We start from the raw sequence: 14,111 nt of genomic DNA on the forward strand, positions 1-14,111 counted from the left end.
GGAAAGAGCCCCCACCCGGATCGCATCTTTCGATGCGCTCCGACCTAAGAGCGAGCTTCGCTCGTCTCGACCCCGCAAGGGGGACAGGTGAATCGAAATCGCGGCGCACCTACCCCGCCGGCTGGAACGAATCCGAACGCGCCATCGCCCAGGCGTCGCGGAAGCGGCGGTCCTGCGTGCCTTCCAAGAGTTCGCCGGGGCGCAGCGCTGGATAGAGCTCGGCGAACGAGCAGACCTCGGTGGTCGAGCTTCGTTGCGAGAAGTGGATCGGCCGCAGCTCCCGGGTGTGCTCGAGGCCGGCGGCAGCGAGCAGCTCGGTCAGCGCGTGCAGGGTGGAGTGGTGATAATTGTACACGCGCTCGATCTTGTCCGGCACGTAGAGCGCGCGGTTGCGGATCGGATCCTGCGAGGTGACGCCGGTCGGGCAGCGGTCGGTGTGGCAGCTCAAGGACTGGATGCAGCCGAGCGCGAACATGAAGCCGCGCGCCGAGTTGCACCAGTCGGCGCCGATCGCCATCGCGCGCGCCATGTCGAAGGCGGTCGCGATCTTGCCGGAGGCGCCGATCCTGATGCGGTCGCGCGCGTTGATGCCAACCAGCGCGTTATGAACGAAATTGACGCCCTCGCGCATCGGCATGCCCAGATGGTCCATGAACTCGAGCGGCGCGGCGCCGGTGCCGCCTTCATTGCCGTCGACCACGATGAAGTCGGGGTAGAGCCCGCTCTCCTTCATCGCCTTGCAAATCGCCAGGAACTCCCAGGGGTGACCGATGCACATCTTGAAACCGGCCGGCTTGCCGCCGGACAGTTTTCGCATCTGCGCGATGAATTCCATCATCTGCAGCGGCGTCGAGAAGGCCTTGTGATAGGCCGGCGAGATGCAATCCTCGCCGAGCGGCACGCCCCTGATCTTGGAAATCTCCTCGGAGACCTTCGCGGCCGGCAGCACGCCGCCATGGCCGGGCTTGGCGCCCTGGCTGATCTTGAGCTCGACCATCTTGATCTGGTCTTCACCGGCCACGCGCGCGAATTCGTCCGAGTTGAAAGTGCCGTCGCGGTTGCGGCAGCCGAAATAGCCGGAGCCGACCTCCCAGATGATGTCGCCGCCGTTTTCACGGTGATAGGGGCTGACGCCGCCCTCGCCGGTGTCGTGCGCGAAGCCGCCCTTCTTGGCGCCCGCGTTGAGCGCGCGCACGGCGTTCGGGCTCAGCGCGCCGAAGCTCATCGCCGAGATATTGAAGACCGAGGCCGAATACGGCCTGGTGCAGTCGGGGCCGCCGATGGTGATTCGGAATTTCTCGTCGGCACGCGGCTTCGGCGCCACCGAGTGATGCATCCACTCATAGCCCTCGCGGTAGACATCCTCCTGGGTGCCGAACGGCCGCTTGTCGAGCACCGCCTTGGCGCGCTGATAGACCACCGCGCGGGTGTCGCGGGAGAACGGCATGCCGTCCTTCTCGCTCTCGAAGAAATACTGCCGCATCTCCGGGCGGATTTCCTCGAGCAGGAAGCGGACATGCGCCGAGATCGGGTAGTTGCGCAACACCGCGTGGTTCTTCTGCACGAGGTCGCGAATGCCAAGCAGTGTCAACGCGCCGAAGATGATCAGCGGCACCAGCACCACATGCCAGATCTTCGGGTTGTGGTCGAAGACACCGATTGCCAACAGGAGCGCAGTGATGACGGCGCAGATCGTCATCACGATGAAGCGCGGCGAGAACGGAAGCAGCAGCGTTTCCATAGAACCCTCAGCCAATCAGCAAGGCCATTATGCCGGCCATGAGCCTAATCCAACTCGCGGAACAAGTGCTACACGGTTATAGCGCCGAGCAGTCACAGATATGACAACCGCCCGAATGGGCGGTATTGCCGTTGCGATCGTTCAAATCGACCCTGTCTTTTGCAGTGCAACGAAGGGCCGCAAAGCGGCGCGTCCTCCCTTCGCTTGCGTGGGAGGTGAAGGACAGCAGGCATGACCCGCCTCAGTGATCGTGCGGCTGCAATTCGTGCGGGATGCGGCCCTGCTTCAGGGCATCGCTGGCCAGCCAGGCCTCGGTCGAGTCGATCGCGCGTGCGATATGATCCGCGGTCCGGGAGAAATCATAGGGCGAGCCGACCAGCGGGCAGAGCGGCGGCACGACGAAATATTCGACATCGGGGCCGATGTTCTCGAGCTCATTGACGAGCTGCCGCGCGATCAGCAGCGTCAGCGCATGCAGCGCGTTGGCGAGCGCGCCGATCGGCGGCGCCTGGTTGGCGCAGGCATGCCCGGTCGGCAGCGCGATCAGACGCTTCGCGCCCTTCTTCACCGCGACGCGGACCGGCGTGTTGCTGGAGATTGCGCCGTCGGCCAGGAAATGATCGTGGCCTCCCCCGCAAGCGGGAGAGGCAAATCGTGCCTGCGGATACACCTCGCCACACATGCAAAAGGCTGGAGCCCGGTGGGGGGCCCCAGCCTTCGCAAAACGAAAGTGGTGGTAATGGGTCCTGGCTTTCGCCAGGACGACAATCGTAACGCTCGACGGCCTCAGCGCTCGACGAACGCCTTCTCGATCACGAAGTGGCCGGGCTTGTTGCCGCTGCCTTCGGCGAAGCCGCGGGTCTCGAACAGCTGCTTCAGCTCTTCGAGCATCGCCGGGCTGCCGCACATCATGATGCGGTCGGTCTCGATGTCGAGCGGACCCTGATGCAGGTCGGCGAACAGCTGGTTGGAGGTGATGAGGTCGGTGATGCGGCCGCGGTTACGGAACGGCTCGCGCGTCACGGTCGGATAATAGAGCAGCTTCTCCGACAGCATCGGCCCGAACAATTCGTCGTCGCGCAGCTTGGCGACCAGCTCCTCGCCATAGGCAAGCTCGGAGACCTGGCGGCAGCCATGCACCAGCACGATCGAGTCGTACCGATCATAGACCTCGGGGTCCTTGATCAAGCTCGCGAACGGCGCAAGGCCGGTGCCGGTCGACAGCAGCATCAGCCGCTTGCCCGGGATCAGATTGTCGGTGATCAGCGTGCCGGTCGCCTTGCGGCCGACCAGGATGATGTCGCCTTCGCGGATCTTCTGCAGCTTGGAGGTGAGCGGGCCGTCATGCACCTTTATCGAGAAGAACTCGAGCTCTTCCTCGTGATTGGCGCTCGCCATCGAATAGGCGCGCAGCAGCGGCCGGCCGTCGACCTCGAGACCGATCATGGCGAACTGGCCGTTCTGGAAGCGAAAGCCGGTGTCGCGGGTGGCTCGGAAGCTGAAAAGCGTATCGGTCCAGTGATGAACGGAAAGAACCTTCTCTCGATAGAACGCGCTCATGTGTTTTCGTCTTCTCGATTGACCAGATTTAGAATGGTTTGATTTTTAGGCTGTCCGCGGCGGCGCGGAAGTAACCGAAATCATTGAAGATCTCGCGTTTCCATTGCGCCGATGTCTGAGATAGTCAAGATCACGTGGCGTGCAATTGCGATCTCAGAATGGCAGTCGTTCGATTTCGCGCAGAGGTTCAGCCACGACATCGTTAACGTGCTGTGATGGACGCAATTTACTTGCTGAGATCAGCGCCGATCTGGCAAATAATTGCTACGAAAGCCGTGGCGAAGGGAAAATGATTTAGTGGTCCTCATCAGCCAGCGAATCTTCCTGGAAACCATCAAAAAATATTGTCTCGCGCACAATATCGCGATCGACATCAGGTCCGGCGGCTGGCTGGTCATCATGGCGAAAGGCGCCGAGCGGCGGCTCGCGATCGGCTACGACGTCGGGCTGAACAGCGCGGTCGCCCACCAGGTCGCCAACGACAAGGCAGCCTGCGCCGAGGTGCTGGCGACGGCCGGCGTCGCCGCGATCCCGCACACCCTGTTTCTCGGCGCAAGGCTCAGCCCGCACATCCCGGGATCGGGATCGATGCAGGCGATGCTGCCGCTTCTCGATGCCCATCCACGCGGGCTCGTCGTCAAGCCCAATGAAGGCACCTCGGGCGAGCAGGTCTTTCGCGTCACGACCAAGGCGCAACTGGAGCAGGCGGTCGCGCGCATCCTTGCCGCGCATCCGAGCCTTGCGATCTCGCCCTATGTCGAGATCGAGGACGAGGTGCGCGTCGTGCTGCTCGATGGACGCGCGCTGATCGTCTACAGCAAGCTGCGCCCGCAGGTGACCGGCGACGGCGTCCATTCGCTGCGCGAGCTCGCGCAGCGCGCGATGGGAGCGGAGCAGCTCACGACCATCACTGAGGATTTCGACGCCGACGCGCTCGACGCCGTCCCGCCCGCCGGCGAGCGGCGCATCCTCAACTGGCGACACAATCTCGATTCGGGCGCGGCACCGGTGCTGCTGGCCGACGGCGCGACACGCGACGCCTGCATCGCGCTCGCAATCAAGGCCGCGCAGGCGTTGCGCATCCGCTTCGCTTCCGTCGACGTCGTGCGTGCCGATTGCGGCTGGCAGATCCTCGAGGTGAATTCCGGGGTGAAGATGGAAGCGCTGGGCAGGCAGTATCCGGAACTGGTCGAAGCGGCGTATTGGGCGGCGATGGACAAGGTGTTTACCTAAAGCGCGATGAGATCAGGTTGAATCGTCATCGCACTTTGGCTTCTTGTTTAAGCATGATCTTTTCGGAAAACCGCTTCACACTTTCCGGATCATGCTTTAGGACTGCGCCGCGCGGCTGCCACTTGTTCCTCTTCGCCTCTCCCCTTGTGGGAGAGGCCGGATCGCATGAAGCGGAGCGGAATGCGATCCGGGTGAGGGGTCACAGTCTCTCAAGGGACTTCATCTAGCGGACACACCTGAACCCCCTCACCCGGAATTCAAGCTGTGCTTGAATTCCGACCTCTCCCACAGGGAGAGGTGAAGATAGCGGCGTGATCGCGCTACTGATTCTCGTCGAGCACCTTGAAGGCCTCTTCGAGCTGCGGCGAGAGTGCGACGTTGAGCTTCTCGCCGGTCGGCAGACGGGCGACAAACCACTTGTTGTAGAGCGGTATGATGTCGCGGTTGGTGGCGAGCTTGCGGAATGCGCGCTCGACCACGTCCTTCATCTGCGGTTCGCCCTTGCGGTACATGATGCCGTACGGATCGTAGGACAGGTAATCGCCGGTGACGCGGAACTTGTCCTGCGACTTGTGCCGCGCGATCAGGCCGTAGAGCAGAATGTCGTCGGTCGCGAACGCATCGGCCTTGCCGTCCGCCAGCATCTGGTAGGACTGCTCGTGATCGCCAGCGGTGACGATGTTGAGCCCGAGCGACTGCTTGGCGTCGACATTGTGCATCGCCTGCTCGTTGGTGGTGCCTTTGGTCACCACCACGGTCTTGCCCTTGAGGTCGGCGACCTGGGTGACGCCGGACGCCTTCGGCACCATCAGCTTGGTGCCGGCCACGAACATCAGCGGCGAGAACGCGACGAGCTTGCCGCGCTCGGCATTCGCGGTGGTCGATCCGCATTCGAGATCGATCTTCTTGTCGACAACAGCAGGAATGCGGTCGTCGGAGGTGACCTTGACGTATTCGACCTTGAGGTTGGGGTCGTCGACCTCGACTCCGATCTCATCGACGATGGCGTCGCACAGTTCGAGGCTGTAGCCGATCGGACGGTTCGAATGATCGAGGAACGAGAACGGCGGTGAACTCTCGCGATAACCGAGCCGCACGGTGTGGGTGGCCTTGATGTTGGCGAGCGTGGGGCTGAGCCCCTCGCCTTCCGTCTGCGCGACGGCCGGCATTGCCGGCAGGCAAGCCGCGAGTAGATTTGCGGCCAGCAGACATGCCCACAATGTCGGGCGTTCAGCCCGTATCGGCCGCCATCGGGCGCGATGCATGCATGCCTCCCGTCAATGGCCTGCCATCACGGCACCGGGCACCGCATCCGACGGCACGGCGTCGTCGGGCCCGAGCTCGTGCTCGGCCTTCAGCTCGCCCTCCCACTTCGCGACCACGGCGGTCGCCAGCGAGTTGCCGATCACGTTGGTGGCGCTGCGGCCCATGTCGAGGAAGGTGTCGATGCCCATCACCATCAACAATCCCGCCTCGGGAATGTTGAACTGGCTGAGCGTCGAAGCGATCACGACGAGGGAAGCGCGCGGCACGCCGGCGACGCCCTTCGAGGTGATCATCAGCGTCGCCAGCATCGCGAACTGCGTCCCGAGCGACATCTCGATGTGATAGGACTGCGCAATGAAGATACTGGCGAAGGTGCAGTACATCATCGTGCCGTCGAGGTTGAACGAGTAGCCGAGCGGCAGCACGAAGGACGAGATCCGGGAGGAGGCGCCGAACCTGTTCAGCCCCTCCAGCGTCTTCGGATACGCCGCCTCAGACGAAGCGGTCGAGAACGCGATCATCAAAGGCTCGCGGATCAATCGCAACAGATGGCTGTAGCGCGGGCCGATGACGACGAAGCCGACCATGACCAGGATGCCCCACAGGATCAGCAGCGACAGATAGAAGCCGCCCATGAAGACGATCAGCTTCCAGAGCACGCCGAGGCCGTTCTTCGAGACGGTCGCCATGATCGCCGCCCACACCGCGAGCGGGGCAAAGAACATCACATAACTCGTGACCTTGAGCATGATGTGGGCGAGATCGTCGATCAGGCTCATGATCGGTTTCGCCCGTTCCGGCATGGCGCCGAGCGCCACCGCGAAGAACACCGCGAACACCACGATCTGCAGGATCTCGTTCTGCGCCATCGCGTCCGCGATCGAGGTCGGCACGAGGTGGACCAGGAATTTCTCGAGCGAGAAGGCCGACACCGGCAGGCCGGTCGACTGCGCCTTGTCGGGCAGCGTGCCCGGGAAGTTGGCGCCGGGCTGCAGCAGATTGACCATCAGGAGGCCGAGCAGCAACGAGACGAAGGAGGCGGAAACGAACCAGCCCATGGTCTTGGCGAAGATGCGCCCGAGCCGCGCACCGCTTCCCATATGGGCGATCCCGCCGACGAGGGTCGCAAACACCAGGGGCGCGATGATCATCTTGATCAAGCGCAGGAAGAGCATCGCGATCAGGTTGACGTCGGCCGCGATCTCGGCCCGGCTATCGGGAAAGTAGTTGAAAACGATCGTCCCCATCGCGATGCCAAGCACCATCGCAAGCAGGATATACTGCGTAAACCTGTTGGACATTCTCTTACCCCCGTAGGCTTCCGGCACAGACAAGTGTGGCAGATTTACGCACCTATGCAACACGCTTCGCGTTTGGCGGGACTTTGCCGAAATGTTCCCGTTGTGGAATGCCAGCACGCGGACTAGCGTTCATGCAGCGCACAATCTGTGCAATGACGCGCCCGTAGAGCAGTCAATTGCATCGGGAACGATCACTACGAGGGGAGACAACGCCATGAACGCCACCGTCAATCGCCAGATCCTGCTTGTCGAGAAGCCGACCGGCAAGCTCGGACCAGAGCACTTTCGCCTGACGCAGGGTGCGATTCCCGAACCGAAGGACGGCGAGGCGCTGGTGCGCGCGCGCTACATATCGCTCGACGCCGCCAACCGCGCCTGGATGCATGGCGCCACCTACCGTGCCGCGGTCGAGGCCAACACGGTGATGGCCGGCGGCAGCATCGCCGAGGTGATCTCGTCGAAGGACCCGAGCCTGAAGCGGGGCGACATCGTGTTCGGCGACACCGGCTGGCAGGACTATGCCGCGGTACCCGCCAAGCATCTCGCGAAGATGCCGAAGTTGGAGCCGATGACGCATCTGCTCAGCGTCTATGGCGTCGCGGGGCTGACCGCCTATTTCGGCCTGCTCCATGTCGGCAAGCCTCGGGAAGGCGAGACCGTGGTGGTGTCGGCCGCCGCGGGCTCGGTCGGCTCGATCGTCGGCCAGATCGCGAAGATCAAGGGCTGCCGCGTCGTCGGCATCGCCGGCGGCAAGGACAAGTGCCACTGGCTGACCTCAGAGCTCGGCTTCGATGCCGCGGTCGACTACAAGGACGGCGCCACCTACAAGGCGCTGCGTGCCGCGGCGCCCAAAGGCATCGACGTCTATTTCGACAATGTCGGCGGCGATATCCTGGAAGCCTGCCTGTCGCAGATGAACAACCGCGGCCGGATCGCCTGCTGCGGCGCGATCTCGCAATATGACGGCGTCCCCTCGGCGCACGGCCCGCGCGGCGTGCCCGGCCTGATCGTGGTGAAGCGGCTGATCATGCAGGGCTTCATCGTGATGGACTACATGGACCAACGCGACACCGCGCTCAAAGAGCTGCAGTCCTGGGTCGCCTCGAGCAAACTGAAGGTGCAGGAAGACGTCATCGACGGCATCGAGAACACGCCGCAAGCCTTGATCGGCCTGCTCGCCGGCGAGAACCGCGGCAAGCGCATGGTGAAGGTGTAGACGGGAAGGCTCTCGGTCCCGTCATCCTGAGGTACGCGCTCTTCCGCGCCTCGAAGGATGCACGGCCCCGCTCGGTTCGTGGCCGGCGCCCCTGCGAGACGGCCGCGGAGTTTATCATCGGGCCGCGCTTTGCGCGGACCCGTTGGCGGCCTCCTCAGGGTGACGGAGATAGATTTGGTGCGCGGAGCTAGTTCACCGTGCCCTGTGCCTGCGGCTCCGCCTTCGGATCGGCTGCCTTCGCCTTCTTCGCCTTGCGCCAGTTCTCGAAGCTCTGCACCACGACGAAGAATGCCGGCACGAACAGCACGGCAAGGCACGTCGAGGCGATCATGCCGGAGAACACGGTGATGCCGATCGACTTGCGGGCGTTGGCGCCGGCGCCGGTCGCGATCACCAGCGGCACCACACCGAGGATGAAGGCAAACGACGTCATCAGGATCGGCCGGAACCGGGCGCGCGCCGCATCGATGGCGGATTCCAGCACCGAGTGGCCGTCACGCAGATGCCGCTCGAGCGCGACCTCGACGATCAGGATCGCATTCTTGGCCGACAGCGCAATCAGGAGGATGATGCCGATCTGGGTATAGAGGTTGTTCTCGATCCGCAACGACGTGAGCACCAGCGTCGGGCCGAGCAGCGACAGCGGCACGGCGAGGATCACCGAGATCGGCGCGTACCAGCTCTCATACTGTCCGGCGAGCACGAGGTAGACGAGCAGCAGCGCCAGCGCGAACACGTAGTAGATCTGACCACCGACCGCCTTCTCCTGGTACGACATCCCCGTCCATTCATAGCCGGAGCCGGGAGGCAGCGTTTTCGTGGCGATCTCCTCCATCAGCGACATCGACTGGCCGGACGAGTAGCCCTGCGCCGGCAGGCCGATGATGGAGGCGGAGGGATAGAGATTGTAGAGGCTGATCAGCGACGGCCCGACCGACGGCGTGATCTTCGCCACCGTGCCGAGCGGGATCATGTCGCCATTGCTGTTGCGCACCATCAGATTCTCGATGTCGCGAAGGCTCAGGCGATAGGTCGCATCGGCCTGGGTGTAGACCTGGAAGACGCGGCCGAACTTGTTGAACTGGTTGACGTAGCTCGCGCCCAGATAGGACGACAGCGCGGAGAATATCTGGTCGGGCGTGACGTGCAGGGTCTGCGTCTTGATACGGTCGACCTCGACGTCGAACTGCGGCACCATCGACCGGAACGACGACTGGACGCGCTGCAGCGCGCTCTGGGTCTGCGCGTTGGCGACGATCGCACCCGTGACCGCCTGCAGCTTGCTGTAGTCGGCGTTGCCGTCGCGCAGTTCGACCTGCATGGCAAAGCCGGCGGCGTTGCCGATGCCCTGGATCGGCGGCGGCGGGATCACCAGGATGCGCGCCTCCGGAATCACCGCGAGCTTGTCGTTGAGCCCATAGACCAGCGAGCGCAGATCCTCGCCCGGTCCGCGCGAATTCCAGTCCTTCAGGATCAGATAGGCGACGCCGGCATTGGCGAGGCTCGACGAATTGTCGAGCGCGGAGAGGCCGGCGATGGCGACCACCTGCTCGACGCCCGGCGTCTTGCCGGCAATCTCGGTGACCTGGTCGAGCACGCTCTGGGTACGGTCGATCGAGGCGCCGTCCGGCAGTTGCACGGCCGCCAACAGATATCCCTGGTCCTCGATCGGAATGAAGCCGGTCGGGATCCGCGACAGTCCATAGAAGGCAAGACCGATCAGGATCAGGGCGACGGCGACCGAGGTCTTGGCATGCCCTGCAATGCCGCCGATCAGCCGGGCATAGCCGCGCTCGATGCGGTCATAGACGGCGTTGAAGCCGCGATAGAAGAAGTTGCGCTGTTCGGGCGGCACCGGACGGCGCAGCCACAGCGCGCACTGCGTGGGCTTCAGCGTCGCGGCATTGACCGCACTGAGCAGCGCGGTCGCCGCGATGACAAGTGCGAACTGCGCATACATCCGCCCGGTCAGCCCCGGCAGGAAGGCCGCGGGCAGGAACACCGAGATCAGGACCAGCGTGATGCCGATGATCGGGGCGAACAGTTCGTCCATCGCCTTGATCGCGGCGTCATGGCCCGACATGCCCTGCTCGATATTGTGCGCCGCGCCCTCGACCACGACGATGGCGTCATCGACCACGATGCCGATCGCCAGCACGATCGCAAACAAAGTCGACAGGTTGATGGTAAAGCCGAGCGCGGCCATCGCCGCGAACGCGCCGATGATGGTGACCGGCACCGTCGTCGCCGGCACCAGCATCGCACGCCAGTCCTGCAGGAACACCAGGATCACGACCAACACCAGCACGCCGGCCTCGATCAGCGTCTTGTAGACCTCGTCGATCGAGGCCTGCACGAACTTGGTGGTGTCGAACGGCGTGTCGTATTTGATGTCCGGCGGGAACTGCTTGGCCAGCTCGGCCACCTTGCTCTCGACCGCCTTCTGGACCTGCAGCGCGTTGGCGCCGGGCGACAGGAACACGCCGATGCCGGTGGCCGGCTTGTGGTTCAGCGAGAACACCTGGCTGTAGGTCTGCGCGCCAAGCTCGACCCGGCCGACATCGCGCACCCGCGTCACGTCACCGACACTGCCTGACTTGATGATGATGTCCTCGAACTGGCTCGCGTCGTCGAGGCGGCCGTTGACGTTCAGCGTGTACTGGAACGCCTGCCCCGGCGGCGTCGGCGGCGCTCCGACCTGACCGGCCGTGACCTGCTGGCTTTGCTGCTGGATCGCCTGGATGACGTCCTGCGGCATCAGCCCGCGCGCCTGCAGCCGGTTGGGGTCGAGCCAGACCCGCATCGAATATTGCCCGGCGCCGAACACGGTGACGTTGCCGACGCCGGGCAGGCGTGACAGCTCATCGCGGATGTTGATGGTGGCGTAGTTCGCCAGGAACAGGCTGTCATAGGTCTTGTTCGGCGAGGTCAGCGTCACGAACAGCAGGATCGAGGTCGAGCGCTTCTGGACGGTGACGCCCTGGTTCTGCACCGCCTGCGGAAGCTGCGACAACGCGCTGGAGACCCGGTTCTGCACCAGGACCTGCGCGAAGTTCAGATCGGTGCCGATCTTGAACGTCACGGTCAGCGTGTAGGTGCCGTCGGCGCCGCTGTAGGACTGCATGTAGAGCATGTCCTCGACGCCATTGACCTGCTGCTCGATCGGCAAGGCAACGGTGTCGACCACCGTCTTGGCCGATGCGCCGGGATAGCGCGTCGTCACCTGCACGGTCGGCGGCACCACGTCCGGATATTGCGCGACCGCGAGATTATACAGCGCCACGCCGCCGAGCAGGATCATCAGGATGGCGATGACGTTGGAGAGGACCGGACGCTCGATGAAATATTTTGAGATCATGGCGCGCCCCTACTTGGCCGGTGTCGCCGCCGCTTCGCTCTTGAGCAATTGCGGATCGACCTTCTGCCCGGGGATCGCACGCAGCAGGCCGGCCGTGACGATGCGGTCGTCCGGCTTCAGCCCGCTGTCGATGACGCGCAGGTCGCCCTCGAGCTGGCCGGTCTGCACCTTGCGCTGCTCGACCACATTCTCGGCATTGACCACCAGCACGTAACGCCCGCTCTGATCGCTGCCGAGCGCGACGTCGGGCACGAGCAGCGCATCCTGCTGCTTATCGAAGGGCACGCGGACACGAACATAAGAGCCCGGCAGCAGGACCCGCTCGGCGTTCGGGATCACCCCGCGCACCGCGAGCGTTCCGGTCGACTGGTTGATGGTCGGGGACGCATAGTCCAGCTTGCCCTTGTGCGGATAGCCGGTCTCGGTCTGCAGGCCCACCTCGACCGGCAATTGCTTGAGATCATTCGAGGTCAGCCCACGCCTGCGCGCCTCGTCACGAATCCGTTGCACATCCTGTTCGTTGACGTTGAAGTTCACATAAATCGGATCGAGCTGGACGATGGTCGCCAATTGCGTCGGCGATGCCGCGCCGACCAGCTCACCGACCGAGACCAGGTGATTGGTGACGAAGCCGTCGAACGGCGCGGTCACGTTGGTGTAACCGTAATTGACCTCGGCGATCCGGGTGTTGACCTGGGCCTGCTGCAGGCTCGCCTGTGCATTGTCGCGGTTCGAGGTGGATGTATCCAGCGTCGCCTGCGAGACGGCCTGTCGCTGCACCAGGTCCGCTTGCCGCTTGAAATCCAGTTCCGACTGCTTGAGCGTCGCCTGCGCGCCGACTTCGGCGGCCTGAGCCTGCTCGAGCTTCAGCTTGTAGGTCTCCGGCTCGATTGTGAACAGCGTGGTGCCTTCCTTCACGAAAGCGCCGTCCTGATAATCGATCGACTGCAGGAAGCCCTGCACGCGCGCAACCAGGTCGACGGTCTTGATCGGCGTGGTATTTCCGGTGATGTCCAGATAGCGCGTGATGGCGCGCTGCACCGGCAGCGCGACGTCTATCTTCGGCGGCGGAGGTTGAACAAAACTATTTTGTTCGCAGGCACTTAAACCGAGAAAGGCCGACGCGACGAAAGTCGTGCGGGCGAGTGTGTGTATCGAATTTCGCAGCCGCACAATGTCGCTCAACGTCGCGTAAGCCGTGCGCGTTTGCGTCATGTCCGGGCCTCGATCTCAAAATTGCTTTCGAAGAAGGCGACGTATCGGGCGAAGACTAGCTTGGTCCTCGCCGAGTAACAATCCGCTTGCGGCGAAACTCGAAAGCGCCAATGATGGCGCTCGCCAAGGTTGTTACTGCAAGACATTTTTTCAGACGTCTTACTTCAGTTGAAGCGCAGCATCCGGCGCCAACAAAAGGATTTAGTGCAATGAGCACCACGCTGACACGTGCGGCGATGCTTTCGACGTTGTTCGCGCTGACCACGTTCATGAGCGCCGGGCCGGCCTCGTCGCAGATGCCGAGCCAGGCCCAACGCGACGCCATCAAGTCGCAATGCCGCAACGACTACATCGCGCATTGCTCCAGCGTGCCGCCCGGCGGCGCGGAGTCGCTGCAATGCCTGCAGAAGAACATGGCGAGCCTCGCCCCGGGCTGCCAAAGCGCCGTTCGCGCGGTCGAGGCGCCGGCAGTGCCAAAGGCGGATGCCGCGCCGAAGACCGAGCCTGCTCCCGCTGCGGCGACGGACGCGGCTCCGGNCCGCCACAACCGCAGCATCGACGACCGCAGCCAAGAAGCCGAGCAGCGCGCAGATCGCCGCGATCCGTAGCGCCTGCCGATCCGACTATCCCAAGGTCTGCGCGGGTGTGCCGACCGGCGGCGCTCCTGCGCTGCAATGCCTGATGAAGAACGAGGCAAGGCTTTCGCCGGCTTGCGGCAAGGCGGTTGCCGCCGCAGGCGGCGGGGGCGCCGCGACGGCCGCTGCCGCGCCGGCCGCGACCGAGACCGCGGCTCCTGCTGCTGCGGCACCAGCCGCGATGGCGCTCCGCCCGATGCGGCCCCGTGAAGAGCTGTTCGTGGTGCGCTCGGCGTGTGGTCCCGACGTGCGGTCGATCTGCGGCGGCATCCAGCCCGGCGGCGGACGGATCGCAGGGTGTCTCGCAGCCAACGCAGGTTCGCTGTCACCGGCTTGTCGCGAAGTGCTGGCGCCGTTCGCGGCGCGTTGAGCGAACTGAAAGACGACCACGAAACCACCGGACAGGGGGAGACGCACGTTTGTGTATCATCGTGATCGCTGCGCTGCTCAGCGCATCGAGTGCCGCGTTTGCCCAGGAGCTCACGGCCGCGCAGCGCGACGCCTGCATGGGCGACTACCGGAAATACTGCAAGGGCGTCACACCCGGCGGCGGACGGATCATCGCCTGCCTGGCCAACGGCAGGCT

9 protein-coding genes and 1 pseudogene are annotated in these 14,111 nt (G+C 63.9%); 3 read left to right on the forward strand and 7 right to left on the reverse strand.

The window, feature by feature from the left end:
- Positions 1-109: 109 nt before the first annotated feature.
- The 3 genes from AS156_RS16690 to AS156_RS16700 all read right to left on the reverse strand — a co-directional run bounded on the left by AS156_RS16690 (position 110) and on the right by AS156_RS16700 (position 3,301).
- Entirely contained in the window at positions 110-1,741 is a 1,632-nt protein-coding gene (locus AS156_RS16690; protein WP_066506256.1) for an FMN-binding glutamate synthase family protein, read from the reverse strand.
- A 241-nt stretch (positions 1,742-1,982) separates the two neighbouring features.
- A complete protein-coding gene (locus tag AS156_RS16695; RefSeq protein WP_245312868.1) occupies positions 1,983-2,423 on the reverse strand; it encodes a patatin-like phospholipase family protein in 441 nt (146 codons plus the stop codon).
- 104 nt (positions 2,424-2,527) lie between these two features.
- Entirely contained in the window at positions 2,528-3,301 is a 774-nt protein-coding gene (locus AS156_RS16700) for a ferredoxin--NADP reductase (RefSeq protein WP_066506259.1), read from the reverse strand.
- A gap of 297 nt (positions 3,302-3,598) precedes the next feature.
- Here AS156_RS16700 and AS156_RS16705 point away from each other — a divergent pair, with 297 nt between their 5' ends.
- Positions 3,599-4,534, forward strand: coding sequence for an ATP-grasp domain-containing protein (locus tag AS156_RS16705; protein ID WP_066506261.1), 936 nt, complete (start codon positions 3,599-3,601; stop codon positions 4,532-4,534).
- Between the two features lie 320 nt (positions 4,535-4,854).
- Here the strand turns inward: AS156_RS16705 and AS156_RS16710 are convergent, their stop codons facing one another.
- On the reverse strand, positions 4,855-5,703 hold the full coding sequence (locus tag AS156_RS16710; RefSeq protein WP_245312872.1) for an amino acid ABC transporter substrate-binding protein: 849 nt from the start codon (positions 5,701-5,703) through the stop codon (positions 4,855-4,857).
- 108 nt (positions 5,704-5,811) lie between these two features.
- On the reverse strand, positions 5,812-7,101 hold the full coding sequence (locus AS156_RS16715) for a dicarboxylate/amino acid:cation symporter (protein ID WP_066506264.1): 1,290 nt from the start codon (positions 7,099-7,101) through the stop codon (positions 5,812-5,814).
- A 214-nt stretch (positions 7,102-7,315) separates the two neighbouring features.
- Here AS156_RS16715 and AS156_RS16720 point away from each other — a divergent pair, with 214 nt between their 5' ends.
- Positions 7,316-8,317, forward strand: a complete 1,002-nt coding sequence (locus tag AS156_RS16720; protein ID WP_066506267.1) for an NADP-dependent oxidoreductase — start codon at positions 7,316-7,318, stop codon at positions 8,315-8,317.
- A gap of 187 nt (positions 8,318-8,504) precedes the next feature.
- Here AS156_RS16720 and AS156_RS16725 read toward each other — a convergent pair whose 3' ends face one another.
- On the reverse strand, positions 8,505-11,675 hold the full coding sequence (locus tag AS156_RS16725) for an efflux RND transporter permease subunit (RefSeq protein WP_066506270.1): 3,171 nt from the start codon (positions 11,673-11,675) through the stop codon (positions 8,505-8,507).
- Between the two features lie 9 nt (positions 11,676-11,684).
- Positions 11,685-12,890 carry an efflux RND transporter periplasmic adaptor subunit gene (locus AS156_RS16730; RefSeq protein ID WP_082747546.1) on the reverse strand — a complete coding sequence of 402 codons (1,206 nt, stop codon included), beginning with the start codon at positions 12,888-12,890 and terminating at the stop codon, positions 11,685-11,687.
- A gap of 538 nt (positions 12,891-13,428) precedes the next feature.
- Between AS156_RS16730 and AS156_RS44440 the strand changes: the two are divergent.
- Positions 13,429-13,895: pseudogene (locus AS156_RS44440) on the forward strand (cysteine rich repeat-containing protein); the annotation flags it as partial.
- Positions 13,896-14,111: the final 216 nt, after the last annotated feature.

This window comes from Bradyrhizobium macuxiense (assembly GCF_001542415.1).
GTDB classification, from domain to species: Bacteria; Pseudomonadota; Alphaproteobacteria; order Rhizobiales; family Xanthobacteraceae; genus Bradyrhizobium; species Bradyrhizobium macuxiense.